Source organism: Paracoccus sp. J55 (assembly GCF_000513975.1).
GTDB lineage: Bacteria > Pseudomonadota > Alphaproteobacteria > Rhodobacterales > Rhodobacteraceae > Paracoccus.
Window position 1 is genome coordinate 306,803 of record NZ_AZVA01000001.1, and the last position, 26,043, is coordinate 332,845.

The following is a 26,043-nucleotide window of genomic DNA, read 5'->3' on the forward strand; positions in this document are numbered from 1 at the left end:
GCTCAGGCCGCGTCCGAAAGCACGCGGGCCAGCTCGAAGATCTGGCGCCGCTGGGCCTCGGGCATGGCGTAATAGGCGCGGACCAGCTGCAGCGCCTCCTTGTCGGCAAGGATGTCGCCCTCGACCGTGTTCTGCACATGGCCGTCCTCGAGCCCCTCGAAGAAGAAGCTGACGGGCACATCCACCGCCTGCGCGATGTCCCAAAGCCGCGAAGCCGAGACGCGGTTCATCCCGGTCTCGTATTTCTGGATCTGCTGGAACTTGATCCCGACCTTCTCGGCAAGCTGCTGCTGCGTCATGCCGATCATCCATCGGCGATGACGGATCCGCTTTCCGACATGGACATCCACGTTATGTTTCATGGTAACACCTCACTCAATCTAAACGGGCGCTACACCAGATTGACGCAATTTTCGAGCTTGATAATGCCCACTTGTCCAAAAAGACAAGCGATTACAGGCCCTGAAAAAGGCTGGCCGAACCCGCGGGAAACATGGAAGAAAGCGGCGCAGCCGGCGCGGCGACAGGGCAGGAGGAATCATGCAGACGACCTGGAAAATGATGCAAATCAAGGAAATGTCCGGCTCTCCCGTAGCGGGTGAACTGGCGCTGGCCCAGCCCGCCCCCGGCGAGGTGCTGGTCAGGCTGCGGGCGGCTGCGCTGAATTTCGCCGATCTGCTGATGACCCGGGGGCGCTATCAGGAAACCCCGCCCCTGCCCTTCATTCCCGGGCTGGAGGGCGCGGGCGAGGTGCTGGCCGCCGGCCCCGGCGTGGCGTTGGCGCCCGGCACGCGCGTCGTGGTCCAGAGCCAGGGCACCATGGCCGAGGCCAACCTGTTTCCCGCCGAATGCTGCCACCCGATTCCCGATGCGATGCGCTATGAGGAGGCGGCCGGCTTCCTGATCGCCTACGGCACCAGCCATTTCGCGCTGACGCTGCGCGCCGGACTGCGCCCCGGCGAGACGCTGGCGGTCCTGGGCGCGGCGGGCGGCGTCGGGCTGACGGCGGTCGAGGTCGGGGCCGCGCTCGGCGCGCGGGTGATCGCCGTGGCGCGCGGCGCCGAAAAGCTGGCGGTGGCGCGGGCGGCGGGGGCCGCGGAATGCATCGACAGCGACACCTGCCCCGACCTGCGCGCCGCGCTGCGCGATCTGGGCGGCGTCGACGTGGTCTACGACCCGGTGGGCGACGCGCCGGGCGAGGCCGCATTCGGCGCCCTGCACCCCGGCGGGCGTTTCCTGGTCATCGGCTTTGCCGGCGGCAAGCCCCCGGCCCTGCCGCTGAACCATGCCCTGGTCAAGAACATCGCCGTCCACGGCTTCTATTGGGGCGGCTATCGCAAGCTCGACCCCGCGCTGCTGCGCCAGGACATCGCCGCGCTCTTCGCCCTCTACAATGCCGGCCGCCTGCGGCCGCATGTCGGCGCGACCCTGCCGCTGGAACGGCTGGCCGAGGGGTATGAACTGCTGGAAAGCCGGCGTTCGACGGGCAAGGTGATCGTTAGCATCTGAAATTTTCGTCAAATGCCCCCGAAACCTCTCCCCGCGCATTGAAAAATCTGCATCCTTCGCCAATATCTGCGTGGATGGTGGGCCATCCGGGCCGCACCGCGATTTTCGACCGGGGAGAACTTATGCAAGACTACAATTCGATCCGCACGGCCGGGACCGCGACGCGCTCGGCTGCCGTGGATGAGGGCCTGCGCGCCTATATGAACAAGGTCTATGGCCTGATGGCCGTGGGCATGCTGGTCACCGCCGGCACCGCCTGGGGCATGGCCGGGCTGACCCTGTCCGACACGCCCACGCAATGGGCGCTCGGCAACGGCCATTACCTGACCGAATTCGGCAAGACGCTGTATCTGTCGCCGGTGAAATGGCTGGTGATGTTCGCGCCGCTGGTCATGGTCTTTGCCTTCGGCGCCGCGCTGAGCCGCCTGTCGGTGCAGGGCGCGACGACGCTGTTCTATGCCTTCGCCGCGGTGATGGGCATCTCGATCAGCTGGATCTTCGCCGCCTATACCTCGTTCTCGATCGTGCAGACCTTCCTGATCACCGCGATCGCCTTCGCCGGGCTGTCGCTTTATGGCTACACGACCAAGCGCGACCTGTCGGGGATGGGCACCTTCCTGATGATGGGCCTGATCGGCCTGATCGTCGCCATGATCGTGAACCTGTTCCTGCAGTCCAGCGCCATGCAGTTCGCCATCTCGGCGATCGGCGTGCTGATCTTTGCTGGCCTGACCGCCTATGACACGCAGAACATCAAGAACACCTATCTGCAGCTGGCGAATTCGGACCGCGACTTCCTCGGCAAGGCCGCGATCATGGGCGCGCTGCAGCTCTATCTGGACTTCCTGAACCTGTTCATGTTCTTGCTGCAGTTCCTCGGCAATCGCGAATAATCGCAACCGACAGGATCTATCGCGAGGGCCGGGCATTCGCCCGGCCCTTTCGTTTTTCGGCCCCCAGCCCCGCCGCATTTGCGCCACAGCCGCAGGCCGTGCGCAATCTTTTCGACATAATGCCGGAAAGAGGCCGCGAACAATTTTCCTGAGAATTCATCGATATCGCCCGCGCAGGCTCGTTAACCATTATGAATTTACTAGACTTTTAACCGAACGGTTCAGTTTTTCCCCTTGCGATAAAATCGCCATATTCTAGACAAATTGATGTCGGCGTCCTGTTGACCCGATACTGCGCGTCGCGCCTCCTGACAGGCTTGTCCGGCCAATTTCGGCTGGAACGTCGATTTCGGCGAAGGATCTCGCTTGCCCGGCAGCCAGACGCGCGAGGCAACCGATTACGCGGCCCCGGGAACGGGCGCGTATCTGAATAGCGAGTGTTGATATGTCTTTTAAGCATGGCGGCCACGGTCATCATTGCGGCCCGACCGGCCCCGACTGCGAAAACATGATCTATCTCGGCAAGCTGCCCGATATGGATCCCAATGAATTTTCCCCCGGCGCCGAAAAGGCTAGCAGCACCCTTGGCGGCAAGAGCTTCGGCTCGCAGACCGACCCGCTGGCGCGCAACCTGGTCGAGGTCAGCGCCGTCGACGTCAACCGCGACGGCGTCATCCGCACCAATGACGGCCCCTTCGGCTTTCTGTCGGAGCCGATCCGCCATGACGCGGATGGCGACGGCAACGTCTCGAGCTACAAGGTCGATTCGACCTTCATCGTCAAGAACACCGCAGTGACCTTCCGCAACCCGGACGGCAGCTACGAGACGCTGCACCTGCCGGTCCGCATCATGCAGGATTCGGCCGGCCACACCTTCCTGATGCCGCCGCCCAAGGGCGCGTCGGCGGCCGAGGTCGAGGCGCTGACCACCCGGCCCATCGTGTCGGTCAACTTCCCCAGCAAGTCGAGCAATTACGACCTGTGCTATGACGGCATCTTCGTCGACCGGCATTGCTTCCCCTGCTTTGCCCGCGGCACGCTGATCGAGACCGAGCACGGCCCGCTTCCGGTCGAGGAACTGCGGCCCGGCATGCTGGTGATGACCCGCGACCACGGGCTGCAGCCGGTGCGCTGGGTCGGCTCGCGCGTGGTGGGCAGCCGCATGCTGGAGACCAGCCCGAACCTGCGCCCGATCCGCATCTCGGCCGGCGCGCTCGGACAGGGTCTGCCCGGGCGCGACCTGATCGTCTCGCCCCAGCATCGCATCCTGGTGCGCTCGAAGATCGCGCAGAAGATGTTCGGCGCCGCCGAGGTTCTGGTCGCCGCCAAGCAGCTTCTGCAGATCGACGGCATCGACATTGCCCAGGAGATCGAGGCGGTGGAATATTTCCACTTCCTTTTCGACCGGCACGAGATCGTGCTGTCCGAAGGCGCCGAGACCGAGTCGCTTTACACTGGCCCCGAGGCGCTGAAATCCGTCGGCCGCGAGGCCCAGGCCGAGATCTTCGCGCTGTTCCCGGAGCTGCGCGACCGGGCCGAGGACGACCTGCCGCAGGGCGCGCGCCTGCTGGCCTCGGGACGGATGGGCCGCAAGCTGGCGGTGCGCCACGCCCAGCATCACAAGGCCCTGGTGCAGTAAGCGCCGGGCCAGCCGCAAGGCACCTGGGGCCGGCCATTGGCCGGCCTTTTTTCTGGCCCCGGCCGGCCCCCGACGGCGATCCTGCGCCGGCGAAGGCCGGCTGCCGGGCTTCGGTCGCCTATCCGGCAGCCGGGCCTGATGCTGCCGCGCCCGCTGCTGCCCGCCAAACGCCACCGCGGCGAGACGGCGACACCCCCTTATGATGCCGGCTGGCTGTGGAAGGGAAGGCCGCGGCATCCGCCCCGGCGTGACGCCCGGAAGGCAGCGGAGCAGAGCGGCCTGATACAAGCCCGCTTTATAGGAAAGCCGGCCGCTGCATGTCGGCCCAAAGCGTCATGATGCCATTGGCGGGCCCGGAAGGGCTCGAACCCTCAACCTTGGACTTAGAAGGTCCCTGCTCTATCCAGTTGAGCTACGGGCCCGCACGGCGGCAGTCATGGCGCAGGATGGCGGCTGAATCAACCGTTCAATCCGAACCGCCCAGGTCAATCGTCATGTAGACGCTGTTCGGGTCGTGCCGGTAATCGCCGAAGGGCGGGCATTCGACGAAACCCGCCCGCAGGTAAAGCCCGCGCGCGGCGATGAAGGTCGGCTGCACCCCGGTCTCAAGGCTCAGCCGCGCCATCCCCTCGGACCGGGCATGGTCGATCAGCGCCTGAAGCATGCGGCGGGAATGGCCGCGGCCGCGGGCCTCGGCCAGCACATGCATGGACTTGATCTCGCCATGATCGGGGGCGATGCGCTTGACCGCGCCCATGCCCAGGGGCACCCCGCCCTCGCGCAGCACGAAGAAGGCGATCTCGGGCGTGTCGAGCGCGGCGCGCGGCAGCATGTGGATCGAGTCCGGCGGCGTGTCGGCATGCATGTCGGCGGTATGGCGCTGAAAAAGCAGCGCCAGATCCCCGCCCAAGGGGCTTTCCCGCCTGATCACCAGATCCCCGCCATCCATCGTCCGCCATCCTTTCCGCCTGCGCGCCGGACCCTAGCAGCGGCCCGCGGGATTGCGAAGCCCCGCGCCGCAGGGCGGCATGAAAAATAAGGAAGAATGCGTTTGCGCGCCTGCCCCGGCCCGGACGGTTTCCGCCCGGGGCCCGGCGGGCCGGGAACAGCGGTCCTCCGCCCGGCCGGGCTTGGGAAAACATTCGCCGCCCGCCCATGCGCCAGAGGCCCGGCCGCCTTGCCGGGCCCCGGCCGGCCCGTTACCTCTGGCCCGAAAACGGAGGCGCCATGTCCATCGTCATCGAGCACATGACCAAAAGCTTCGACGGCACCGCGGTGCTGCGCGGCATCGACCTGACCATCGAATCGGGCGAGCTGGTGGCGCTGCTCGGACCCTCGGGTTCGGGAAAGACCACGCTGCTGAAGATCATCGCCGGGCTGGAATGGCCGAATTCTGGCGGGCTGGTGGTGCATGGCGCGGACTGGCTGCACCTGGCGGCGCAGGACCGGCGCATCGGCTTCGTCTTCCAGCATTACGCGCTGTTCCCGCATATGAGCGTGCGCGACAATATCGCCTTCGGCCTGACCGTGCGCCCGCGCGCCCAGCGACCGGGCAAGGCGGTCATCGCGGCCAAGGTGGACCAGCTGCTGGAATTCCTGCAGATCGCGCATCTGGGCGACCGTTACCCGGCGCAGCTTTCGGGCGGGCAGCGCCAGCGCGTCGCGCTTGGTCGGGCGCTGGCCATCGAGCCCACGGTGCTGCTGCTCGACGAGCCTTTCGGTGCGCTGGACGCCGCCGTGCGCCGCGACCTGCGCGCCTGGCTGCGCGAAGTGCATGACGAGACCGGCTCGACCACGATCTTCGTCACCCATGACCAGGAGGAAGCCTTCGAGCTGGCCGACCGCGTCGTGGTGATGGGCGAGGGCCGGATCGAGCAGATCGGCAATGCCGACCAGATCCACGACCACCCCGCCAGCCCTTTCGTCGCCCGCTTCATGGGCGCGACCATCGAATTGCCGGTGGTGCTGCAGGCCGGCCGCGCCGAGGCGCAGGGGCTGGACAGCAGCCGCCTGCCGCGCAGCGCCCTGCCCGACGGTCCGGCCACGCTGTTCCTGCGCCCCGCCGACGTGACGCCGCTGACCGATCCTGCCGGGCGCTGGCAGGTCGCGCACCGCACCAGCAACGGCGCCCTGCTGCGGCTGGACCTGACCGACGGCACCGGTCATTTCGGCATCGACCTGCCCCGCCGCGCGCCCGAGGCGCAGGGCCTCGTCCCCGGCGCCCGCGTCAACCTGCGCCCCGAGGCGGGCACGATCTTTCCCGGCCCCCGCGCCCTGCCGCCGCAGGCCGCCGCCGCCGAATTCCCCCGCAAGGAGAAAAGCCTATGATGATCCGCAAGCTTCACGTCGCCGCGCTGGCGCTTCTGCTGGGGTCCACCCCGGCGCTGGCCCAGGACAAGATCCTGAATGTCAGCTATGACATCGCCCGCGAGCTGTTCGAGGCGCTGAACCCCGAATTCCAGGCCTATTGGAAGGACAAGACCGGCCGCGACGTGACCATCGACCAAAGCCATGCCGGCTCGTCGAAACAGGCGCGCGCCATCCTCGAGGGGCTGCCGGCCGATGTGGTGACCTTCAATCAGGAAACCGACGTGGACGTGCTGGCCGAGGGCGGGCTGGTGGCCGAGAACTGGCGCGAGGCCCTGCCCAACGGCGCCTCGCCCTATTACTCGCTGCCGGCCTTCCTGGTGCGCGAGGGCAATCCCAAGGGCATCAAGGACTGGGCGGACCTGGCGCGCGACGACGTGCAGGCGGTGTTCCCGAACCCCAAGACCAGCGGCAACGGGCGCTATACCTATCTGGCCGCCTATGCCTATGCCCTGACGCAAGAGGGCGGCACGCCCGAGAAGGCGCAGGAATTCGTGGGCAAGATCTTTGCCAACGTGCCGGTCTTCGACACCGGCGGCCGCGCCGCCACCCAGACCTTCGCCGAGCGCAATATCGGCGACGTGCTCATCACCTTCGAGGCCGAGACCAAGGCCATTGCCAAGCAATACGAGGCGCAGGGCTTCGAGGCGGTGACACCGGCGACCAGCCTCTTCGCCGCCTTCCCGGTCGCCGTGGTGACCGAGAACGCCGAGAAGAACGGCACCACCGAAATCTCGACGGAATATCTCAACTGGCTCTATTCGCCCGAGGCGCAGGAGACGCTGGCCGAGAACCATTTCCGCACCACCGACGAGGCGGTGACGGCGAAATACGCCGCCGAGTTCCCCGAGGTGAAGCTCTTGACCGTGGACGAGGTCTTCGGCGGCTGGGACAAGGTCACGGCCGAGCATCTGGCCGAGGGCGGCATCCTCGACAAGGTCTTCGTCAACCAATGACCGCCGCCGCCGCGCCCATCCGCGCGAAACGCGTTTTGCCGGGGTTCTCGCTGAGCCTCGGCACGACGCTGCTTTACGTCGCGCTGGTGATCCTGATCCCGGTGGTGGCGCTGGTGCTGAAAGGGGCCGAGATCGGCCCGGCACGGTTCTGGGCCATCGTCACCGCGCCGCGCACGCTGGCGGCCTTGCGGGTGACGCTGACCGCCGCCGCCGCGGCCACCGTCTTCAACGCCTTCTACGGCCTGCTGATGGCCTGGGTGCTGACGCGCTACGACTTTCCGGGCAAGCGCATCCTTGACGCGCTGATGGACATTCCCTTCGCCCTGCCGACCGCCGTCGCCGGCATCTCGCTGACCGCGCTTTACTCCGCGAACGGCTGGTTCGGCGCGCCGCTGACCGGGGCGGGGATCGAGCTGGTCTATACGCTGGGCGGCGTGATCCTGGCGATGACCTTCACCTCGATCCCCTTCGTGGTGCGCGCCATCCAGCCGGTGCTGGAGGATCTGGACCCGGCGCTGGAACAGGCGGCGATGACGCTGGGCGCCCGGCCCTTCGCCATCTTCCGCCGCGTCGTGCTGCCGGCGATCCTGCCGGCCTGGCTGGCGGGCTCGACCGTGGCCTTCGCCCGATCCCTGGGCGAGTTCGGCGCGGTGGTGTTCATCGCCGGCAACCTGCCCTTCAAGACCGAGATCGCGGCGCTGCTGGCCTTCATCCGGCTGGAGGAATACGACTATCAGGGCGCAGCCGCCATTGCGCTGGTGCTGCTGCTCATTGCGCTGATCCTGCTGGCGCTGTCGAACCTGATCCAGTTCCGGGCCGCCCGCCATCTGGAGGCCCGGTGATGAGCACCCTCGCCCTTACCCATGCCCCCGGCCAAAGCCGCACGGTGCCGCGCCTGCTGATCGGGCTGGCCTTCGTGCTGACGGCGATCTTTGTCGTGGCGCCCCTGGCCTTCATCTTCTGGCGCGCCTTCGCCGAGGGCTGGGCGGTCTATCTGAAGAACATTGCCGATCCGCTGGTCCTGCATGCGATCTGGCTGACCACGGTGGTCGCGGTGATCGTGGTGCCGGTCAACATCGCCTTCGGCATCGCCGCCGCCTGGGCCATCGCCCGCTTCCGCTTTCCGGGGCGCAAGCTGCTGATGGTGCTGATCGAGATCCCCTTCTCGATCTCGCCGATCATCGCCGGCATCTGCTACCTGCTGCTTTACGGCCGGCAGGGCCTGCTGGGTCCCTGGCTGGCCGCGCATGACCTGAAGGTGATGTTCGCCCTGCCCGGCATCGTGCTGGTCACCATGTTCGTCACCGCCCCCTTCGTGGTGCGCGAGGTGCTGCCGCTGATGCAGGCGCAAGGCTCGGAACAGGAGCAGGCGGCAGTCACCCTGGGCGCGCGCGGCTGGCAGGTGTTTTCCCGCGTCACCCTGCCCAATATCCGCTGGGCGCTGCTTTACGGCGCGGTGCTGTGCACGGCTCGGGCGGTGGGCGAATTCGGCGGAGTCTCGGTGGTTTCGGGCTCGATCCGCGGCCAGACCAACACCCTGCCGCTGCAGATCGAGCTGATGTTCAACGACCTCAACACCACCGGCGCCTTTGCCGCCGCCTCGACCCTGACCGTCATTGCGCTGGTGGTGCTGGTCGTGAAGGCGGCGCTGGAAAGCCGCAGGTAACGCCTCGTAACTGGCGGGAATGTCAGTGGACTTGGCATCCCGCCCCGCCTAGGCTGCTGCCATGGATGCCGCGATCAAGGACCCGCAGAAGACCTGCCCCGAACTGCCCAAGCCGCGCAGCTTCTGGCAGCGCATCGCCGACCGGCTGGCGGCGATCGTCGGCGCGCGCCGTGCCGCCACCCCGCCAGAGAAATCGGTGGCCTTCACCATCGCGGTGATCGCGCTGGGGGCCAAGCTTGCCAAGGCCGACGGCGCCGTGGCGCGTTCCGAGGTGGCGGCCTTTCGCCGCGTCTTCATCATCCCCCGCTCCGAGGAAAAGAACGCCGCCCGGGTCTTCGACCTGGCGCGGCAGGATGTCGCCGGTTTCGACGCCTGGGCGCGGCGCATCGCGGCCATGTTCCCGCCAGGCGACCCGGTGCTGGCCGATGTGGTCGAGGGGCTGTTCATCATCGCCGTCGCCGACAGCGACCTGCACGAAGCCGAGATCATCTTCATCGACGAGGTGGCGCGCATCTTCGGCCTGCCGCCCGCGCAGGTGGCGGCGATCCGCGCCCGCCACGACCGCCGGCAGGGCTGCCCTTCCTGCGAGGTGCTGGGCGTGACGCCCGACACGCCGCTGCCCGAGGCGCGGCGGCGCTGGCGCGAACTGGTGCGTGAAAGCCACCCCGACCGCGCCCTGGCCCGCGGCCTGCCGCCCGAGGCGATCCGCCTGGCCGAGGCCCGCACCCGCGCCCTGAACGAGGCCTGGGAGAATTTCCGCAACATGCACCGGATGCGCCCGGCCTGAGGGAACCCGCCCGGACCGGCGCCCGTTTCCCCTGCGAACAGCCGAAGGACCGGCCTATGCGCAATCCCGTTCTCGCCCTGATGCTCTGCGTGCTCATGTCCCCCGCCGCCATGGCGCAGGATTACGAGCCGCCGCTGGCCGACGAGCCGCCGCCCGAGATGACGCCCGAGGCGACGCCCGCCCCGGAATCCGACACGCTGGAACGCGGTCTGGAAAACTTCATGCGCAATCTGCTGGATCGGGCCGAACCGCATCTGGACCGGCTTGGCCGGGACCTGGGCGACACGCTGGGCTCGGTCGCGCCGGTGCTGCAGGATATCGGCAAGCTGATGGACGACGTGCGCCATTACCAAGCGCCCGAGCGGCTGGAAAACGGCGATATCCTTATCCGCCGCCGCGCCGACGCGCCGCCACCGCCGCCGGTGGGCGATACGCTGCGCGACATGCTGCGCCCGCCGCCCGGGGACGATCCGCGCCTGAACCCGCGCCCGGACGATCCCGGCGTGCCGCAGCCGCTGCCCGAGCGCGACCCGGAAAGCGAGATCGAGCTTTAAGGCATTTCCAACAGGTGGACGCCGATTGTCCCCGGAAACGCTTCAGGGCGCGAAGCTCTCGACCCAGTCGATCAGCCGCGGCAGGCTGTGCCGATGCAGGTCATAGCCGTCCAGGATCGTCTGCCGCGCCGCCGCCTGCAGCCGCGCGGCATCGGGATCGCCGGCCAGCCCGCGGATCAGCGCCGCCTCCAGCGCCGGCTGGTCGAAGAACGGCACCAGCCGGCCGTTTTCGCCGTCGCGGACCAGTTCGCGCACCGGCTCGGTATCCGAGCCGACGACATAGCACCCCGCCGCCATCGCCTCGGTCAGCGACCAGCTGAGCACGAAGGGATAGGTCAGGTAGCAATGCACCCGGGCCACCTGCAGCAGCGCCAGATATTGCGGATAGGGCACGCGGCCCATGAAATGCACGCGCGCCGGGTCCAGCCGGCCGTCCAGTTCCGCCAGCAGCTTTTCCTTCCAGCTGGCCGCGTCCCGGGGCAGGCCGCCATAGCTGACGCCGTCGCCGCCGACCAGCACCACCTGCGCATCCGGCCGCGCCCGCAGCACTTGGGGCAGCGCGCGCATGAAGCGGTGAAAGCCGCGATAGGGCTCCAGCGAACGCGAGACATAGGTCAGCACCTCGTCCCCGGCCTGCAGCTTGCGCCCGTCGGGCAGCAGGAATTCAGCCAGCGGATTGGGGCAGACCTTCAGCGTGTCGATGCCGTCATGGATCACCGTCAGCTTGCCGCGCAGCTCGGGCGGAAAGGAATGCGCCTGGTATTCGGTCGGCGCCAGCCCGGCATCGGCCTGCACCAGCCCCTGGATCAGATGCGCCGAGCGGGCGACGGTGCTGACCCGCCCCTCGTCGCTGTCCGGGCTGATCTCGGGGTCGAAACCGACGTCGTGGCCACGGGTGCGATACATGAGTTCGGCATAGACCAGCAGCTTCGCCTCGGGCCAGATCTCGCGCAGGAACAGCGTCTCGCCCCAGCCGCTATGGCCGAAGATCACGTCGGGCGTATAGCCGTGCCGGTCGCGCAATGCCCGGCAGCCGCGCGCGGCCAGCCAGCCGCGCTCGGCATGGTCGCTATAGGTGCGGCCCAGCATCGGCGGCAGCTTCAGCTCGCCCGGCGCCTTGTAGCGCACCACCCGGACCGGCGAGGGGCGCGGGTTCGTCTCGTCCGTCAGGCCCAGCACGTGATGGCCGCGCGCCGCCAGGGCCGGCGCCAGATGCAGGAACTGCGCCGGGAAATTCTGGTGGACGAACAGGATTTTCATGCGATGGCCGTCAGGAAGGCCGCCTCGATCAGGCGGCGGGTATAGTCGCTTTGCGGATGGTCGAAGACCGCCTGGGTCGCGCCCTGCTCGACCACCTCGCCGGCGCGCATGACCATGATCTGGTGCGACATGGCGCGCACCGCGCGCAGGTCGTGGCTGATGAACAGGAAGGCCAGCCCGTGCTTTTTCTGCAAGCGGCGCAGCAGCTCGACGATCTGCACCTGCACGGTCATGTCCAGCGCCGAGGTCGGCTCGTCCAGGACCACCAGCTTGGGATTCAGGATCATGGCGCGGGCGATGGCGATGCGCTGGCGCTGGCCGCCGCTGAATTCATGCGGATAGCGGTGCATGGTGGCGGGGTCCAGCCCGACCTCGCGCATGATCTCATCCACCATCTCGCGGCGGTTGCGGCCGGGTTCGACGCCGTGCACGCCCAGGCCCTCGGCGATGATCTGCTCGACCGTCATGCGCGGCGACAGGCTGCCATAGGGGTCCTGGAACACGATCTGCATGTCGCGGCGCAGGCCGCGCAGCGCCCGGCCCGGCACCTTGGAAATGTCGCGGCCCATGTAGAGGATCGGCCCGTCGCTTTCGATCAGCCGCATGATCGCCAGCGCCAGCGTGGTCTTGCCCGAGCCGGATTCGCCGACGATGCCCAGCGTCTCGCCTGCCCGGACCGACAGCGTGGCGCCGTTCACCGCCTTGACGTGGCCGACGGTGCGGCGCAGGAAGCCGCGCTGGATCGGGAACCAGACCTTGAGGTCCCGGGTCGCCACGATCTGCGGCGCATCGCCGGTGATCGGCTCGGCCCGGCCCTTGGGCTCGGCCGCCAGCAGCATGCGGGTATAGTCGTGCTGCGGATCGGAGAATATCTGCTCGACCGGGCCCTGCTCGACGATCTCGCCGCCCTTCATCACGCAGACCCGGTCGGCGATGCGGCGCACCAAGCCCAGGTCGTGGCTGATGAACAGCATCGACAGCCCCTCGGCGGCCTTGAGTTCGGCCAGCAGCTCCATGATCTGCGCCTGGATGGTCACGTCCAGCGCCGTCGTCGGCTCGTCGGCGATCAGCAGTTCCGGCCCGTTCGCCAGCGCCATGGCGATCATCACCCGCTGGCGTTGGCCGCCGGACAGCTGGTGCGGGTAATCGGCCAGCCGCGTTTCCGGGTCGCGGATTCCGACGCGGGTCAGCAGCTCGATGATCCGCGCCCGCGCCGCCGCACCGCGCAGCCCCTGATGCAGCGCCAGGCTTTCGGCCAACTGCCGCTCCAGCGTGTGCAGCGGGTTCAGCGAGGTCATCGGCTCCTGGAAGATGAAGCTGATGTCATTGCCGCGCACCCGGCGCAGCTCGGGCTCGGAAGCGCCCAGCAATTCGCGCCCAGCATAGCGGACCGAGCCCGCGACCTCGGCCGCCTCGCCCAGCAGCCGCACGGTCGACAGCGCGGTGACCGACTTGCCCGAGCCGGATTCGCCGACCAGCGCCACCGTCTCGCCCTTGCCCACGGTGAAGCTGACGCCCTTGACGGCGGGCACCAGCTGCCCGTCCTGCCGGAACCCCACCCGCAGGTCGCTGACTTTCAGAACCGGCGTCATCGGAAGGTCTTTCTTGGGTCGAAGGCGTCGCGCACGCCCTCGAAGATGAACACCAGCAGCGACAGCATGATGGCGAAGCTGAAGAAGGCGGTGAAGCCCAGCCAGGGCGCCTGCAGGTTCTGCTTGGCCTGCAGGGCCAGCTCGCCCAGCGAGGGGGCCGAGCTGGGCAGGCCGTAGCCCAGATAATCCAGCGCCGCCAGCGACGAGATGGTGCCGGTGACCACGAAGGGCAGCATGGTCAGCGTCGCCACCATGGCATTGGGCAGGATATGGCGGAACATGATCGTGCGGTCATTCACCCCCAGCGCCCGCGCCGCCCGGACATATTCGAAGTTGCGCGCCCGCAGAAACTCGGCCCGCACCACGCCGACCAATGCCGGCCAGCCGAACAGGATCGAGACGAAGACCAGCAGCCAGAAACTTCGCCCCAGGATCGCGAACAGGATGATAATCACGTAAAGCGAAGGGGTTGAGCTCCATATCTCAAGCAATCTCTGAAAGACCAGATCGGTGCGCCCGCCAAAATAGCCCTGCACCGCGCCCGCCGCGATGCCCAGAAGCGAGGCGACCACGGTCACGATCAGCGTGAACAGGATCGACAGGCGGAAGCCGTAGATCACCCGCGCCAGCACATCGCGCGAGGTGTCGTCGGTGCCCAGCCAATGGGCGCTGTCCGGCGCGCTGGGGGCGGTGCCGACATTGTTGATGGTGCGATAGTGATAGGGGATCGGCGGCCAGAGCATCCAGCCCTTCTCGACCGGCTCGCCCGCGACCGTGCCGGTTTCGCGCGCCTCCTGCTCGGTCGCCTCGGGGTCGTCCCAGCATTCGGGCCTTCCGCCGGTGCGGATCAGGCATTGCACGCCCGGATCGGTATAGATCGCCTCGGTGCCGAAATCGCCGCCGAAGGCGGTCTCGGGATAGAAGCGATAGACCGGGAAATGCAGCTCGCCCCGATAGCTGACCAGGATCGGCTTGTCGTTGGCGATCAGTTCCGCGAACAGCGAGGCGACGAACAGGATGGTGAAGACGACCAGCGACCAGAAGGCGCGCTTGTTGCGGCGGAAATTGCGCAGCCGGCGGCGGTTCAGCTCGGTCATCGCCATCAGCCGGCCCTCCGCTCGAAATCGATGCGCGGGTCGACCAGCACATACATCAGGTCCGAAAGGATCCCGACCAGCAGGCCCAGCAGGCCGAAGACGTAAAGCGTGCCGAAGATCACCGGGTAGTCGCGCTGCACCGCCGCCTCGAAGCCCAGCCGCCCGAGGCCGTCGAGCGAGAAGATGGTCTCGATCAGGATCGAGGAGCCGAAGAACACGCCGAGGAACATCGACGGAAACCCGGCGATCACGATCAGCATGGCGTTGCGGAAGACATGGCCGTAAAGCACCCGGCCCTCGGTCAGGCCCTTGGCGCGGGCGGTCATCACATATTGCTTGTTGATCTCGTCCAGGAAGCTGTTCTTGGTCAAGAGCGTCAGCGTGGCGAAGCTGGAGATGGTGGTGGCCGTCACCGGCAGGGCGATGTGCCACAGGTAGTCCTTGACCTTGCCCCAGAGGCTCAGATCGGCCCAGTTGTCCGAGGTCAGCCCGCGCAGCGGAAAGATCTGCCAGTAGCTGCCGCCCGCGAACAGCACCATCAGCAGCACCGCGAACAGGAAGGCCGGGATGGCATAGCCGACGATGATCGCACCCGAAGTCCAGGTGTCGAAGGGCGTGCCGTTCCGGACCGCCTTGCGGATGCCCAGCGGGATCGAGATCAGATAGGCGATCAGCGTCGACCACAGCCCCAGCGTGATCGAGACCGGCATCTTTTCCAGCACCAGGTCGATCACCGAGATCGAGCGGAAGAAACTGATGCCGAAATCGAAGCGGACGTAATTGCCCAGCATGATCAGGAAACGCTCGGCCGCGCCGATCTTTTCCTTGTCGCAATCGGGCGACCTCAGGTCAGGCTCGCCCTGATGATCGGGCGCGCAGACGATCTTGGCAAAGCCCATCTGCACTTCCAGCTGGTCCAGCAGCTCGGGCGGGATGCCGCGGGCACCGGCATATTCGGTGTTCTGCGGCGCCTCGCCGGCGCCGCCGGTGATGTTGCGCAGCGCGTCGCCCTCGCCCTGGACGCGGGCGATGATCTGTTCGATCGGGCCGCCGGGGACGAATTGCGTCAGCGTGAAATTGACCAGCATGATGCCGATCAGCGTGGGTATGATCAGCAGCAAGCGCCGCAGGATATAGGCTGCCATCCGTCCCCTTGCTCCGCCTTGATCCGCGCCGGTCCCGAAGGCCCTAGCGCAGCGCGCCGGATTGTTTCAGCTTTGCCGCCTTATCCGCGTCATGCCACCAGAAATCAAGCTCGCCCAGCGCATAGGGCGGCAAGGTCTCGGGATGGCCGAAGATGTCGTAATAGGCGACGGTATGCTCGGCCTTGAACCATTGCGGCACCCAGAAGCGCAGGGCGCGCAGGCTGCGGTCCAGCGCATGGGCAACGGTGGTCATCTCTTCCTGCGTGGTCGCCTCGATGCCCAGCTGGATCAGCCGGTCGATGGCCGGATTGGCCAGGCCCATCGGGTTGAACACGTCGCCGACATTTTCCGAACCGAAGGTCTGCTCGGTGTCTCCGGACAGGAAATAGCTCTGGGCCAGCTGATCCGTCACGATGTCGAAATCGTGGCTGCGGGTGCGCGCCGTCAGTTGTGCATCGTCCACCCGCAGGTTCACCGCGTCGATGCCCACGGCGCGCAGGTTCTGCACGAAGGGGTTGATCACCCGGTCGAAGGTGGCGCTGTCGTTCAGGAACTCGACCCGCAGCAGCTCGCCCTTGGCGTTGCGGCGCAGCCCGTCCGCGCCCGGCTTCCAGCCCGCCTCGTCCAGCAGCCGGGCGGCATCGCGCATGTTCCTGCGGTCAAGCTGCGTCTTGCCCGAAACCGGCTGCAGCACGGCGTCATCGGTCAGCACGCCGGGCGGCAGATCCTTGGCCAGCGGCTGCAGCAGCGCCAGCTCGGCTTCGCTCGGCTTGCCCTCGGCCATGAGCGGGCTGTTTTCCCAGGGCGAGTTCACCCGCTCGTAGAGCCCATAGAACAGCGTCTCGTTCGACCATTCGAAATTGAACATGAGCCCGATGGCCTCGCGCACGCGGATGTCCTGGAACTTCGGCCGGCGCAGGTTGAAGACCCAGCCCTGGCCCGAGGCGATGGTGCCGTCGGGCAGTGCCTCCTTCTTCACCGCGCCGGACTGCACGGCGGGGAAATCGTAGCGCGTCGCCCAGTGGATCGAGCTCGCCTCGTTGCGGAACGTGTAGACCCCGGCCTTGAAGGCCTCGAAGGCGCTGTCGTAATCGCCGAAATACTCGACGCGGATGCGGTCGAAATTGTGCCGCCCGACATTGATCGGCAGGTCCTTGCCCCAGTAATCGGGATTGCGGCGCAGGGTGATCGAGCGGCCCATGTCGGCGCGGTCGAACATATAGGGCCCCGAGCCGACGAAGGGGATATTGCTCGACTGTTCGATGTCGCGCTTGTTCTTGCGGAAATCCTCGCGCGAGAAGACGATCTGGCCGCCCACCGACTGGATCACGTCGCGGCGCGGATAATCCGGCCGGAAGATGAACTTGATGCTGTGATCGTCGATCACCTCGGCCTTGGCGACGATCTTCGAGATGATCGTGCGATAGGAGGACAGGCCCTTGTCGCGCAAGAGCTCGAAGGAAAACAGCACGTCATGCGCGGTCACCGGCGTTCCGTCCGAGAATTTCGCCTCGGGGCGCAGGTGGAAGATCACCCAGTCGCGGCTTTCGGGGTATTCGATGGTCTCGCAAAGCAGGCAATAGGCGGTGCCGATCTCGTCGGCCACGCTTTCCATCAGCGGCTCCAGCATGGCGTTGGACAGCGCCGCCGCGCGGCCGCGATGGGTATAGGGATTGTAGCTGTCGAAGCCGCCGCTGGCCCATTCCGAGATCTCGCCGCCCTTCGGCGCCTCGGGGTTCACATAGCGCAGATGCGGGAAGTCCGCAGGCAGTTCCGGCGTGCCGAAGATCGCGATTCCATGCGAGCGGATGGTTCCGGGTTGCGGCTGCTCCTGCGCCAGGGACCAGCCGGGCATCAGAGCCATAAGCGCAACCATCGGGGCATGTCGCAGGAAGGGCATCGTCATCGGGTCTTGCTGATCCTTGTTCTGTCCGGCTCGGGCATCGGCCGCCTCGGGCGCAAGGCTAGCAGCCATCCGCCCCGGTTCAACATGCAAATGCGTGATCCGCCCGGCCAGCCCCGTGCAAGCCGCCGTGCCGGCAAGAAAAAGGGCGCCCCAAGGGGACGCCCGCCATGGTTTTGCGGCACGCAGGGGCCTTAGGGATGGGCTTCCAGATAAGCGATCAGGTTGGCGCGGTCCTCGACCTTGGGCAGGCCGGCAAAGGCCATCTTGGTGCCCTTGACCACGGCTTTCGGGTTGGTCAGGAATTCCTGCAGCGCGTCATGCGTCCAGTCGCCGCCATGCGCCTTCATGCCGTCCGAATAGTTGAAGCCGTCGACCCCGGCGACCGGGCGGCCGACGACGCCGTTCAGATGCGGGCCGGTGCCGTCGGTGCCGTCCATCTTGTGGCAGGCCTTGCACTTGCCGAAGACCTTCTCGCCGGCGGCGGCATCGGCCGAGGCCATGACGGCGGCGAAATCGATGCCCTCCTCCTCGGCCTCGCCGGCATCGGCGCCCGCATCCTTGACCGGGATGGAATAGGCCTGCGCATGTTCCTCGTCACCATGACCGGCGGGACCGACGTGATAGATGCCCGAGGCCGCCCAGCCCATCAGCAGAAGGAACAGAAGCGAGCCGATCAGAGCCCCGGCTGCCTTGGTGACGGTCATGGTGTCGAACATGTCTGCGGATCCCTTGGGTCTGTCCGTGGATTTGGCCGTATCTATCCGCTTTTGTTCCGTCGGTTCAAGGTATAGTTGTCGCTCGCAGAACACAAAACCGGGGTAGAACCGCCCCGATACGGGGCGCGCGCCGCCCCAAGCCGAGGTGTGAGCCATGACCGATGATGTCCCGACCCAGAACGTGATCGCATTCCAGGGCGAACCCGGCGCCTACAGCCATCAGGCCTGCCGCCTCTATCGTCCGCAGATGGAGGCCCTGCCCTGCCGCACCTTCGAGGACACGATCGAGGCGGTGCGCGGCGGCCGGGCCGAGCTGGCCATGCTGCCGGTCGAGAACTCGACCTATGGCCGGGTCGCCGACATCCATCACCTGCTGCCCGAAACCGGCCTGCACATCATCGACGAGGGCTTCGTGCGGGTCCGCATCAGCCTGCTGGCGGTGCCCGGCACCCGCCTGTCCGAGGTCACCGACGCGATGAGCCACCCGGTGCTTCTGGGCCAGTGCCGCGGCTTCCTGCGCCGCCACGCCATCCGCGGCATCGTCGGGGCCGACACCGCCGGCTCGGCGCTGGAAGTGGCGCGGCGCGGCGAAAAGGCGCTGGCGGCGCTGGCCGCGCCCCTGGCCGGCGAGATCTACGGCCTCGAAGAGCTCGCCTCGGGGATCGAGGACCGCCAGAACAACACCACCCGCTTCCTGGTCATGGCGCGGCAGCCCGATTTCAGCCGCCGCACCAATGCCCAGGGCGGCACCACCATGATGACCAGCTTCGTCTTCCGGGTGCGCAACATCCCGGCGGCGCTTTACAAGGCGCTCGGCGGCTTCGCCACCAACGGCGTCAACATGACCAAGCTGGAAAGCTACATGGTGGACGGCGTCTTCACCGCGACGCAGTTCTACGCCGATATCGAAGGCCACCCCGAGGACCCGCATGTCGCCCGCGCGCTGGAGGAGCTGGACTATTTCACCTCCAGCCTGAACATCCTGGGCGTCTATCCGGCCGATCCGCTGCGCGCGGCGCAGCTGCAGGCAGCCGCGCCGCAATAGCGCCGGCCCGCAACGGCGGCGGGCAGCCGGATTCAGGCGTGCTCGCCCGCGGCCAGGTGGGTGACGAATTCGCCCACGCGCTTGGCGAACTTGCGGTCCAGCTGCGCCTTGCCCAGCTTGGCCGTCTGCAGCAGCAGCCGCGCCTTCATGCCGCGCGGATGGATGTCCGTCTCGAAGATCAGCCGCGATTTCGCCTTGGTCAGCGCCACCACGGTCATGCGCAGCGTGACCTCGAACTGGTCGGACCGCGCGTCGATGGCCACCACCTCGGGCGCGTCCAGCCGGGTGACCTCGGCGGTCAGCTCGCGATGCCGGCCGCGCCAGTCGAAGCCGATCAGCCAGCGCATGCCGACGCCCGGCTCGGCCAGGCCGTCCAGCCGGCGCACCGTGGCGCCGCGCCGCAGCAAAAGCCGCTCGATGGCGTGGAAATTGCTGACCGCGCGGAACAGCCCTTCCGCGGCAAGGTCGGTATCCTGTCGGGTCGAGAACTTCATCGCTTATCCGATCGAACAAGAGGGGGGCGCTGAACCTTGGCCCCGATTAATCCCATGTTGCACCGCAGCATGCAAGGCTGCCACATCCGCTAAGCGGAACCAGGGCAGAAATGCAATCCATGGTTGCATTATGTCGATAATGACCGCATGCAGACGGCATGACGTCCGAAATCCCTCCGCCCGATCCGCAGCCCGGCGATGCCCTCGACCTTCGCATCCTGGCGACCACGGACCTGCACATGCATGTGCTGGGCTACGACTATTTCGCGGACCGACCCTCGGGGCGGCTGGGCCTGTCGCGGGCGGCGGCGTTGATCGCCAAGGCGCGGCAATCGGCGCCCAACTGCCTGCTGTTCGACAATGGCGACGGGTTGCAGGGCAGCCCGATGGGCGATTACCTGGCCGAGGCGGGCGCCCTGGGACCGCGCCAGCCGCATCCCGCCATCGCGGCGATGAATGCGCTGCGCTATGACGCCGCCACGGTCGGCAACCATGATTTCAGCTTTGGCCTCGGCTTTCTGCGCCGCACGCTGGACGAGGCGGAATTCCCCATCGTCGCCAGCAACCTGCGCCCGCGCCGCCCGCTGCCGGTGCAGAACCATATCCTGCTGGAGCGGCAGTTCCGCGACCGCCGGGACCGCCCCCAGCGGCTGCGCATCGGCGTGCTGGGCTTTCTGCCGCCGCAAACCGTGGAATGGGAGCCGGGGCTGAAGGCCGAGATCGAGGTGCAGGACATCCTGCTGGCGGCGCGGGCCGGCATCGCGGCGCTGCGCCGCCAGGGCGCGCATCTGGTGGTGGCGCTGTCGCATAGCGGCATCGGCGCGCTCGCCCCCGCGCCGATGATGGAGAACGCCGCCACCGCGCTGGCCGCCCTGCCCGGCATCGACCTGGTGATCGCCGGGCATACGCATCGGGTCTTTCCCTCGCCGGACCATCCGCAGGGGCCGGGGATCGACGCCCGGCGCGGCACGCTGGCCGGCAAGCCGGCGGTGATGCCGGGTTTCTGGGGCTCGCATCTGGGTCTGATCGACCTGCGGCTGGAACCCGCGGGCCAGGGCTGGCGCATCGCCGATTTCACCTGCCGCGCCGAGCCGGTCGGCGCCGAGGAGGACCACCCCGCCGTCACCGGCCCGGCGCTGGCGGCGCATCGCCGGACCCTGCGGCATTTCCGCCGCCGCATCGGCAGGACCGAGCGGCCGCTGAGCAGCTATTTCGCCCTGATCGGCGAGGATCCGGGCCTGCGGCTGGTGACCATGGCGCAGCGCTGGCATGTGCGGCGCGCGCTGCGCGGCACGCGCTGGCAGGACCTGCCGATCCTTTCGGCCGCCGCCCCGTTCCGCGCCGGCGGGCGCGGCGAGCCGCAGCATTATACCGATGTGCCGGCCGGGCGGCTGACGCTGCGCAACATCGCCGATCTCTACCTGTTTCCGAACCGGATCTGCGCCATCCGCCTGACCGGGGCTGAACTGCATGAATGGCTGGAACGCTCGGCCAGCCTGTTCCTGCGCATCGAGCCGGGCAAGCCCGACCAGCCGCTGATCGACCCGGAATTCCCCAGCTACAATTTCGATATCATCGACGGGCTGGACTGGCAGATCGACCTCAGCCGCCCGCCGCGCTACGCCCCGGACGGCCGCCTGGCCCATGCCGATTCGCGCCGCATCGGCGCGCTTTCGCATCGCAGCCGCCCGGTGGCGCCGGACCAGCCCTTCATCCTGGTGACGAACAGCTACCGGCTGTCCGATTGCGGGCTGTTCGCCCCGGTGGCGGCGGGACGGCCGGTGCTGCTGGATGGCACCTCGCGCACCCGCGAGGTGCTGCGCCGCTATGTCGCGCGGCGCCGCGTGCTGGCACCCGATTCCCGCGCCGGCTGGAGCTTCCGCCCCCTGCCCGGCACCTCGGTCCTGTTCGAGACCGGGCCGGCCGCCGCGCGGCATCTGGACGGGCTTTCCGCGCGGGTCGAGCCGGCGGGCATGGGCCCGGACGGTTTCCTGCGCCTGCGCCTGCATCTCTAGCGGGCAAGCCGCTTGCATCCTGCCGCGCGCGCGCCTATCTAGGCGGCGAGAGGTTGGCGCGGGCAGGCGTCTCGCCAAACCGGTCAGGTCCGGAAGGAAGCAGCCGTAACGAGTCCCGTCTGGGTCGCTGTCCAGCCTCTCACCCCCCTTTTCCCCGGCATCGCCAGAAGCTAGCTTGCGCCGGCGCAACCCGCCCGAAGGCCCGCCCCGATGACCGCCCCTCCCCGCATTCTCTGCCTTGGCGCCATGCTTTGGGACGTGATCGGGCACAGCGCGGTGCGGGTTCTGCCCGGCGCCGACCTGCCGGGACGCATTACCCGCCAGCCGGGCGGCGTGGCGCTGAACGTGGCGCTGGCCCTGGCCCGGCAGGGGCTGGCACCCGCCATGCTTTCCGCCGTCGGCCGCGACCCGGCGGGCGAGGCGCTGGTGGCCGAGGCCGGCCGGCGCGGCGTCGACACCCGCTGGCTCTGGTGCGACACTGGCCTTGTCACCGACAGCTATCTGGCCATCGAAAGCCCGGAGGGGCTGGTCGCGGCCATCGCCGATGCCCGGGCGCTGGAAACCGCCGGCACGGCCCTCCTCGCGCCGCTGCGCGACGGCCGGCTGGGCGATGCCGCCCGGCCCTGGCGAGGCACGCTGGTGGTGGACGGCAACCCCTCCGTGCCGGTGCTGACCGAAATCGCCCGCGATCCCTGCCTTGCCGAAGCCGACCTGCGCATCGTGCCCGCCAGCCCCGACAAGGCGGCCCGGCTGCGGGTGCTGATCGACCATCCCCGCGCCATCTTCCACCTGAACCGCGCCGAGGCCGAGGCCCTGGCCGGCCGCAGCCTGCCCGACGCCGCCCGCGCCGCCGAGGCCGTGCTGGCGCTCGGCGCCCGCCGGGTGCTGGTGACCGACGGCGCCGGCACCGCCGCCGATGCGGCGCAAGGCGTGCCCACGCTGACCGCGGCGCCGCGCCCGGTGGCGGCCATCCGCGTCACCGGCGCGGGCGACAGCTTCCTCGCCGCGCATCTCGCGGCCGAAAGCCGCGGCGCCACCCGCGCCGAGGCCCTGACCCGCGCCATGAACGCCGCATCCGACCATGTCTGTGGAAAGGACCAGCCATGACCCCCCTGATCGCGCTTTCCCCCGAAATCTCGCAGGCCCTGGCCGAGGGCCGGCCAGTCGTGGCGCTGGAATCGACCATCATCACCCATGGGATGCCCTATCCGCAGAACCTGCAGGTCGCGCAACAGGTCGAGGCCGCGGTGCGCGAGGCAGGCGCCGTGCCCGCCACCATCGCGGTGATGGCCGGGCGCATTCGCGTCGGTCTCGATGCCGAGACGCTCGAGGCGCTGGCCTCGACCCCGGCCGCGCAGGTGATGAAGCTGTCGCGCGCCGATCTCGCCGCCTGCCTGGCGCTGGGGCGGACCGGGGCCACGACGGTGGCGGCGACGATGATCTGCGCCCATCTGGCCGGGATCGAGGTCTTCGCCACCGGCGGCATCGGCGGCGTGCATCGCGGCGCCGAAACCAGCTTCGACATCTCGGCCGACCTGCAGGAACTGGCGCAAAGCCCGGTCACCGTGGTCGCGGCCGGGGCCAAGGCGATCCTGGATCTGCCCAAGACGCTCGAGGTGCTGGAAACGCTGGGCGTGCCGGTGATCGCCTTCGGCCAGGACCAGCTGCCGGCCTTCTGGTCGCGCGAATCGGGCCTGCCGGCGCCCTTGCGCATGGACGACCCGGTCCAGATCGCCGCCAGCGCCCGGCTGCGCCGCGAACTGGGCCTCGGGGGCGGCCAGCTGGTGGTGAACCCGATCCCGCCAGAGGCCGAGATCCCGCGCGCCGAGATGATCCCCATCGTCGAGCAGGCGCTGTCCGAGGCCGAGGCGCAGCGCATCGCCGCCAAGGCGGTCACGCCCTTCCTGCTGCAGCGCATCTTCGACCTGACCCGGGGCCGCTCGCTCGACGCCAATATCGCGCTGGTGCTGAACAACGCCCGGCTGGCCGCGCGCATCGCCGCGGCCATCACCCGCTAGCGGCGGCCGAACAGCTGCGCCAGGTCGTAGGAATCGCGCTCGCCGATATTGCCGGCATCGCGTTCCAGGAACCGGTCGGCCGCCTCGACCCCGGCATCGTGCATGCGCTGCAACAGGCCGGGATTCGGGATCAGCTTAGTGCTGGCGCTCAGCGAGTTCATCAACTCCTCGTCCATGATCGCATGCAGCAGCACGTTCTTCATCGGCCGGCCGGTCAGCCGGTCCTCGGCATGCAGCCGCTTGACGAAATTGATCGCCCGCAGCTCGGCCAGAAGTGCGGCGTTGAAGCTGATCTCGTTCACCCGGTCCTGGATCGCGGCCGGGGTCTTGGGGATCGCGTCGCGCAGCATCGGGTTGATGTTCACGATGACGATGTCGCGCGGCAGGTCGCCGCGATACAGCGGGAACAGCGCCGGATTGCCGGAATAGCCGCCGTCCCAATAGGCCTCGCGCCGGCCGGTCAGCGGATCGTCGATCTCGACGGCGCGGAACAGCTCGGGCAGGCAGGCCGAGGCCAGGATGGTGTCCACCGTCACCTCGGCGCCGCCGAAGACCCGCACCAGCCCGGTGCGCACATTGGTCGCGGTGACGAAAAAGGCCGGCCCTTCCTCGCGGCCCAGCCGGGGATGCGGCATCTCGCGCAGGATGGCGGCCAGCGGGTTGGTGTAGAACGGCCCCGAATCATAGGGGCTGAACACCCGCGTCAGCGAACCAAGCCAGGCCACGGGCGAGAAAAGCTCGGTCAGCCGCTGCCAGGCGCGCGGCGCAGGAAACATGGAATGCAGCCAGCGCACCACGGAATTGTCGCTGACCTGCCCGACCTGCGACCAGATATAGGCCAGGTTCTGCCGCGCCGCCTCGCGCCCGCGCCGGCCCGGCCCGCAGGACAGGCCGGCCGCCAGAGCCGCGCCGTTCAGCGCCCCGGCCGAGGTGCCGCTGATGCCGCGGATCTCGATCGCGGGCTCGTCCAGCAGCCGGTCCAGCACGCCCCAGGCGAACGCGCCATGCGCGCCGCCGCCCTGAAGCGCCAGGTTGATCCGCTTCACGTCCATGCCCACCCCGCATTTCGCACTCGCAGCATACAATGCCGCGACGCAGCATCCAACCGCAGCGTTCCCGCGCCGGCGAAAAGGTGCATGGGCGCCACAGTCGCGGCCCGCCCCGCGATGCGCAAGCCTGGGCTCACCGTTTCCCAAATACTCGTGCGGCCGCGCAACAGGCGCGGCGGATCAGTCCTCGGCCTGCGCCTCGGCCCGCGACTTGCCCGCGACATCCAGCGCCAGCGTCGCGGCCATGAAGGCATCCAGATCGCCGTCCAGCACCCCTTGCGTGTCCGAGGTCTCGTGCCCGGTCCGCAGGTCCTTCACCATCTGATAAGGATGCAGCACGTATGAGCGGATCTGGTTGCCCCAGCCCGCCTCGCCCTTGGCCTCGTGCTGGGCGTTGATCGCGGCATTGCGCTTGTCCAGCTCCAGCTGATACAGCCGCGCCTTCAGCGCCGCCATGGCGTTCGCGCGGTTCTGGTGCTGCGACTTCTCGGAGCTCGTCACCACGATCCCGGTCGGCAGGTGGGTGATGCGCACCGCCGAATCGGTGGTGTTGACATGCTGCCCGCCGGCGCCCGAGGAGCGGTAGGTGTCGATCCGGATCTCGTTGTCGGGGATGGTGATCTCGATATTGTCGTCCACCACCGGATAGACCCAGACCGAGGAAAACGAGGTGTGCCGCCGCGCCGCCGAATCATAGGGCGAGATGCGCACCAGCCGATGCACGCCCGATTCCGACTTCAGCCAGCCATAGGCGTTGGGGCCGGAGATCTTGTAGGCGGCGGAACGGATGCCCGCCTCCTCGCCCGGCGTCTCGGAAAGCAGCTCGACATCATAGCCCTTCTTCTCGGCCCAGCGGACATACATGCGCGCCAGCATGCTGGCCCAGTCGGCGCTTTCCGTGCCGCCGGCGCCGGCATTGATCTCCAGGAAGGTGTCGTTGCCGTCGGCCTCGCCGTTCAGCAGCGCCTCCAGCTCCTTCTGCGCGGCCAGTTCGGCCAGCGATTTCAGCGAGGTCTCGGCCTCGGCGACGATCTCGGCATCGTCCTCGGCCTCGCCCAGCTCGATCAGTTCGGCATTGTCCTTCAGCTCGGTCTCGATCCGGCGATAGGTCTCGACCGCATCCGACAGCATCTGCCGGTCGCGCATCAGCTTCTGGGCCCGGGCCGGGTCGGACCAGATGTCGCCCGCCTCGATCATGGCGTTCAGCTCTTCCAGCCGGTGCGGCGCGGTCTCCCAGTCCATGCGCTGGCCGAGCAGTTTCAGCGATTTGCGGATCGCCTCGATGGTGGCTTGGGTTTCGGCGCGCATGGGCACTCTCTGGGTTCGGATTTCGGA

At 68.1% G+C, this 26,043-nt stretch carries 24 protein-coding genes, 1 tRNA gene and 1 other RNA gene; 14 read left to right on the plus strand and 12 right to left on the minus strand.

Translation table 11 applies throughout. The features are described from left to right. Window positions 1-2: 2 nt before the first annotated feature. Complete coding sequence (locus tag PARJ55_RS0101565; protein WP_028711387.1) at window positions 3-362, minus strand: helix-turn-helix domain-containing protein; 360 nt, start codon at window positions 360-362, stop codon at window positions 3-5. 178 nt (window positions 363-540) lie between these two features. Here PARJ55_RS0101565 and PARJ55_RS0101570 point away from each other — a divergent pair, with 178 nt between their 5' ends. The 3 genes from PARJ55_RS0101570 to PARJ55_RS24240 all read left to right on the plus strand — a co-directional run bounded on the left by PARJ55_RS0101570 (window position 541) and on the right by PARJ55_RS24240 (window position 4,041). Further along, a complete protein-coding gene (locus PARJ55_RS0101570; protein WP_036697429.1) occupies window positions 541-1,509 on the plus strand; it encodes an NADPH:quinone oxidoreductase family protein in 969 nt (322 codons plus the stop codon). 122 nt (window positions 1,510-1,631) lie between these two features. After that, entirely contained in the window at window positions 1,632-2,402 is a 771-nt protein-coding gene (locus PARJ55_RS0101575; protein ID WP_028711389.1) for a Bax inhibitor-1/YccA family protein, read from the plus strand. 445 nt (window positions 2,403-2,847) lie between these two features. Continuing rightward, entirely contained in the window at window positions 2,848-4,041 is a 1,194-nt protein-coding gene (locus PARJ55_RS24240) for a Hint domain-containing protein (protein ID WP_198019300.1), read from the plus strand. A 345-nt stretch (window positions 4,042-4,386) separates the two neighbouring features. Here the strand turns inward: PARJ55_RS24240 and PARJ55_RS0101585 are convergent. Both PARJ55_RS0101585 and PARJ55_RS0101590 read right to left on the minus strand, forming a co-directional pair. Continuing rightward, window positions 4,387-4,463: transfer RNA gene (locus PARJ55_RS0101585), tRNA-Arg, on the minus strand. Window positions 4,464-4,507: 44 nt separating this feature from the next. Beyond that, a complete protein-coding gene (locus PARJ55_RS0101590; RefSeq protein ID WP_028711390.1) occupies window positions 4,508-4,990 on the minus strand; it encodes a GNAT family N-acetyltransferase in 483 nt (160 codons plus the stop codon). A 278-nt stretch (window positions 4,991-5,268) separates the two neighbouring features. Between PARJ55_RS0101590 and PARJ55_RS0101595 the strand changes: the two genes are divergently transcribed. The 6 genes from PARJ55_RS0101595 to PARJ55_RS0101620 all read left to right on the plus strand — a co-directional run bounded on the left by PARJ55_RS0101595 (window position 5,269) and on the right by PARJ55_RS0101620 (window position 10,371). After that, window positions 5,269-6,369, plus strand: coding sequence for a sulfate/molybdate ABC transporter ATP-binding protein (locus PARJ55_RS0101595; protein WP_028711391.1), 1,101 nt, complete (start codon window positions 5,269-5,271; stop codon window positions 6,367-6,369). Further along, complete coding sequence (locus tag PARJ55_RS0101600; protein WP_028711392.1) at window positions 6,366-7,364, plus strand: sulfate ABC transporter substrate-binding protein; 999 nt, start codon at window positions 6,366-6,368, stop codon at window positions 7,362-7,364. Before PARJ55_RS0101595 ends, PARJ55_RS0101600 begins: the two co-directional genes overlap by 4 nt. After that, window positions 7,361-8,206, plus strand: a complete 846-nt coding sequence (gene cysT / locus PARJ55_RS0101605) for a sulfate ABC transporter permease subunit CysT (protein WP_028711393.1) — start codon at window positions 7,361-7,363, stop codon at window positions 8,204-8,206. Before PARJ55_RS0101600 ends, cysT begins: the two co-directional genes overlap by 4 nt. Further along, window positions 8,206-9,030: a sulfate ABC transporter permease subunit CysW gene (gene cysW / locus PARJ55_RS0101610; protein ID WP_028711394.1), complete on the plus strand. Its 825-nt coding sequence runs from the start codon at window positions 8,206-8,208 to the stop codon at window positions 9,028-9,030. The genes cysT and cysW overlap by 1 nt, the downstream gene beginning before the upstream one ends. A 61-nt stretch (window positions 9,031-9,091) precedes the next feature. After that, window positions 9,092-9,817, plus strand: a complete 726-nt coding sequence (locus tag PARJ55_RS0101615) for a molecular chaperone DjiA (protein WP_028711395.1) — start codon at window positions 9,092-9,094, stop codon at window positions 9,815-9,817. Between the two features lie 56 nt (window positions 9,818-9,873). Next, window positions 9,874-10,371, plus strand: coding sequence for a hypothetical protein (locus tag PARJ55_RS0101620; protein WP_036697427.1), 498 nt, complete (start codon window positions 9,874-9,876; stop codon window positions 10,369-10,371). A gap of 42 nt (window positions 10,372-10,413) precedes the next feature. Here the strand turns inward: PARJ55_RS0101620 and PARJ55_RS0101625 are convergent, their stop codons facing one another. From PARJ55_RS0101625 to PARJ55_RS0101650, 6 genes are all read right to left on the minus strand, one after another. After that, a complete protein-coding gene (locus tag PARJ55_RS0101625; protein ID WP_028711397.1) occupies window positions 10,414-11,631 on the minus strand; it encodes a glycosyltransferase in 1,218 nt (405 codons plus the stop codon). Beyond that, window positions 11,628-13,223, minus strand: coding sequence for an ABC transporter ATP-binding protein (locus PARJ55_RS0101630; protein ID WP_028711398.1), 1,596 nt, complete (start codon window positions 13,221-13,223; stop codon window positions 11,628-11,630). Before PARJ55_RS0101630 ends, PARJ55_RS0101625 begins: the two co-directional genes overlap by 4 nt. After that, window positions 13,220-14,326 (minus strand): ABC transporter permease, encoded by a 1,107-nt coding sequence (locus PARJ55_RS0101635; protein ID WP_028711399.1) that lies wholly within the window; start codon window positions 14,324-14,326, stop codon window positions 13,220-13,222. Before PARJ55_RS0101635 ends, PARJ55_RS0101630 begins: the two co-directional genes overlap by 4 nt. Next, window positions 14,326-15,465 carry a microcin C ABC transporter permease YejB gene (locus PARJ55_RS0101640; protein WP_028711400.1) on the minus strand — a complete coding sequence of 380 codons (1,140 nt, stop codon included), beginning with the start codon at window positions 15,463-15,465 and terminating at the stop codon, window positions 14,326-14,328. Before PARJ55_RS0101640 ends, PARJ55_RS0101635 begins: the two co-directional genes overlap by 1 nt. A 43-nt stretch (window positions 15,466-15,508) precedes the next feature. Further along, window positions 15,509-17,371: an extracellular solute-binding protein gene (locus PARJ55_RS0101645; protein ID WP_028711401.1), complete on the minus strand. Its 1,863-nt coding sequence runs from the start codon at window positions 17,369-17,371 to the stop codon at window positions 15,509-15,511. Window positions 17,372-17,562: 191 nt separating this feature from the next. Then, window positions 17,563-18,087: a cytochrome c family protein gene (locus tag PARJ55_RS0101650; RefSeq protein WP_028711402.1), complete on the minus strand. Its 525-nt coding sequence runs from the start codon at window positions 18,085-18,087 to the stop codon at window positions 17,563-17,565. Between the two features lie 154 nt (window positions 18,088-18,241). Between PARJ55_RS0101650 and PARJ55_RS0101655 the strand changes: the two genes are divergently transcribed. Beyond that, window positions 18,242-19,132: a prephenate dehydratase gene (locus PARJ55_RS0101655; protein ID WP_028711403.1), complete on the plus strand. Its 891-nt coding sequence runs from the start codon at window positions 18,242-18,244 to the stop codon at window positions 19,130-19,132. Window positions 19,133-19,164: 32 nt separating this feature from the next. On the opposite strand, the gene PARJ55_RS0101660 is transcribed toward PARJ55_RS0101655, so the two are convergent. Continuing rightward, complete coding sequence (locus tag PARJ55_RS0101660) at window positions 19,165-19,626, minus strand: hypothetical protein (RefSeq protein ID WP_028711404.1); 462 nt, start codon at window positions 19,624-19,626, stop codon at window positions 19,165-19,167. Between the two features lie 158 nt (window positions 19,627-19,784). Here PARJ55_RS0101660 and PARJ55_RS21360 point away from each other — a divergent pair, with 158 nt between their 5' ends. The 4 genes from PARJ55_RS21360 (at window position 19,785) to PARJ55_RS0101675 (ending at window position 23,659) form a co-directional block, all read left to right on the plus strand. Further along, a complete protein-coding gene (locus PARJ55_RS21360) occupies window positions 19,785-21,641 on the plus strand; it encodes a bifunctional 2',3'-cyclic-nucleotide 2'-phosphodiesterase/3'-nucleotidase (RefSeq protein WP_051416119.1) in 1,857 nt (618 codons plus the stop codon). A 47-nt stretch (window positions 21,642-21,688) separates the two neighbouring features. Continuing rightward, window positions 21,689-21,785: signal recognition particle sRNA small type (ffs, locus tag PARJ55_RS23175), an RNA gene on the plus strand. 66 nt (window positions 21,786-21,851) lie between these two features. Continuing rightward, window positions 21,852-22,748 (plus strand): PfkB family carbohydrate kinase, encoded by an 897-nt coding sequence (locus PARJ55_RS0101670; RefSeq protein WP_028711405.1) that lies wholly within the window; start codon window positions 21,852-21,854, stop codon window positions 22,746-22,748. Continuing rightward, a complete protein-coding gene (locus PARJ55_RS0101675) occupies window positions 22,745-23,659 on the plus strand; it encodes a pseudouridine-5'-phosphate glycosidase (RefSeq protein WP_028711406.1) in 915 nt (304 codons plus the stop codon). Before PARJ55_RS0101670 ends, PARJ55_RS0101675 begins: the two co-directional genes overlap by 4 nt. Here the strand turns inward: PARJ55_RS0101675 and PARJ55_RS0101680 are convergent. Both PARJ55_RS0101680 and prfB read right to left on the minus strand, forming a co-directional pair. After that, the gene (locus PARJ55_RS0101680) at window positions 23,656-24,711 is read right to left on the minus strand and encodes a patatin-like phospholipase family protein (RefSeq protein ID WP_028711407.1); all 1,056 of its coding nucleotides are present in this window, start codon (window positions 24,709-24,711) and stop codon (window positions 23,656-23,658) included. The two genes, PARJ55_RS0101675 and PARJ55_RS0101680, sit on opposite strands and share 4 nt — an antisense overlap. A gap of 177 nt (window positions 24,712-24,888) precedes the next feature. Further along, window positions 24,889-26,016 (minus strand): peptide chain release factor 2, encoded by a 1,128-nt coding sequence (prfB, locus tag PARJ55_RS0101685; protein WP_028711408.1) that lies wholly within the window; start codon window positions 26,014-26,016, stop codon window positions 24,889-24,891. Window positions 26,017-26,043 lie beyond the last annotated feature (27 nt).

Excerpts from the sequence above, each read along its gene's own strand:
- PARJ55_RS0101565 (WP_028711387.1), bottom strand. The coding sequence starts at position 362 with ATGAAACATAACGTGGATGTCCATGTCGGAAAGCGGATCCGTCATCGC.
- PARJ55_RS0101570 (WP_036697429.1), top strand. The coding sequence starts at position 541 with ATGCAGACGACCTGGAAAATGATGCAAATCAAGGAAATGTCCGGCTCT.
- PARJ55_RS0101575 (WP_028711389.1), top strand. The coding sequence starts at position 1,632 with ATGCAAGACTACAATTCGATCCGCACGGCCGGGACCGCGACGCGCTCG.
- PARJ55_RS24240 (WP_198019300.1), top strand. The coding sequence starts at position 2,848 with ATGTCTTTTAAGCATGGCGGCCACGGTCATCATTGCGGCCCGACCGGC.
- PARJ55_RS0101590 (WP_028711390.1), bottom strand. The coding sequence starts at position 4,990 with ATGGATGGCGGGGATCTGGTGATCAGGCGGGAAAGCCCCTTGGGCGGG.
- PARJ55_RS0101595 (WP_028711391.1), top strand. The coding sequence starts at position 5,269 with ATGTCCATCGTCATCGAGCACATGACCAAAAGCTTCGACGGCACCGCG.
- PARJ55_RS0101600 (WP_028711392.1), top strand. The coding sequence starts at position 6,366 with ATGATGATCCGCAAGCTTCACGTCGCCGCGCTGGCGCTTCTGCTGGGG.
- cysT (WP_028711393.1), top strand. The coding sequence starts at position 7,361 with ATGACCGCCGCCGCCGCGCCCATCCGCGCGAAACGCGTTTTGCCGGGG.
- cysW (WP_028711394.1), top strand. The coding sequence starts at position 8,206 with ATGAGCACCCTCGCCCTTACCCATGCCCCCGGCCAAAGCCGCACGGTG.
- PARJ55_RS0101615 (WP_028711395.1), top strand. The coding sequence starts at position 9,092 with ATGGATGCCGCGATCAAGGACCCGCAGAAGACCTGCCCCGAACTGCCC.
- PARJ55_RS0101620 (WP_036697427.1), top strand. The coding sequence starts at position 9,874 with ATGCGCAATCCCGTTCTCGCCCTGATGCTCTGCGTGCTCATGTCCCCC.
- PARJ55_RS0101625 (WP_028711397.1), bottom strand. The coding sequence starts at position 11,631 with ATGAAAATCCTGTTCGTCCACCAGAATTTCCCGGCGCAGTTCCTGCAT.
- PARJ55_RS0101630 (WP_028711398.1), bottom strand. The coding sequence starts at position 13,223 with ATGACGCCGGTTCTGAAAGTCAGCGACCTGCGGGTGGGGTTCCGGCAG.
- PARJ55_RS0101635 (WP_028711399.1), bottom strand. The coding sequence starts at position 14,326 with ATGGCGATGACCGAGCTGAACCGCCGCCGGCTGCGCAATTTCCGCCGC.
- PARJ55_RS0101640 (WP_028711400.1), bottom strand. The coding sequence starts at position 15,465 with ATGGCAGCCTATATCCTGCGGCGCTTGCTGCTGATCATACCCACGCTG.
- PARJ55_RS0101645 (WP_028711401.1), bottom strand. The coding sequence starts at position 17,371 with ATGACGATGCCCTTCCTGCGACATGCCCCGATGGTTGCGCTTATGGCT.
- PARJ55_RS0101650 (WP_028711402.1), bottom strand. The coding sequence starts at position 18,087 with ATGTTCGACACCATGACCGTCACCAAGGCAGCCGGGGCTCTGATCGGC.
- PARJ55_RS0101655 (WP_028711403.1), top strand. The coding sequence starts at position 18,242 with ATGACCGATGATGTCCCGACCCAGAACGTGATCGCATTCCAGGGCGAA.
- PARJ55_RS0101660 (WP_028711404.1), bottom strand. The coding sequence starts at position 19,626 with ATGAAGTTCTCGACCCGACAGGATACCGACCTTGCCGCGGAAGGGCTG.
- PARJ55_RS21360 (WP_051416119.1), top strand. The coding sequence starts at position 19,785 with ATGACGTCCGAAATCCCTCCGCCCGATCCGCAGCCCGGCGATGCCCTC.
- PARJ55_RS0101670 (WP_028711405.1), top strand. The coding sequence starts at position 21,852 with ATGACCGCCCCTCCCCGCATTCTCTGCCTTGGCGCCATGCTTTGGGAC.
- PARJ55_RS0101675 (WP_028711406.1), top strand. The coding sequence starts at position 22,745 with ATGACCCCCCTGATCGCGCTTTCCCCCGAAATCTCGCAGGCCCTGGCC.
- PARJ55_RS0101680 (WP_028711407.1), bottom strand. The coding sequence starts at position 24,711 with ATGGACGTGAAGCGGATCAACCTGGCGCTTCAGGGCGGCGGCGCGCAT.
- prfB (WP_028711408.1), bottom strand. The coding sequence starts at position 26,016 with ATGCGCGCCGAAACCCAAGCCACCATCGAGGCGATCCGCAAATCGCTG.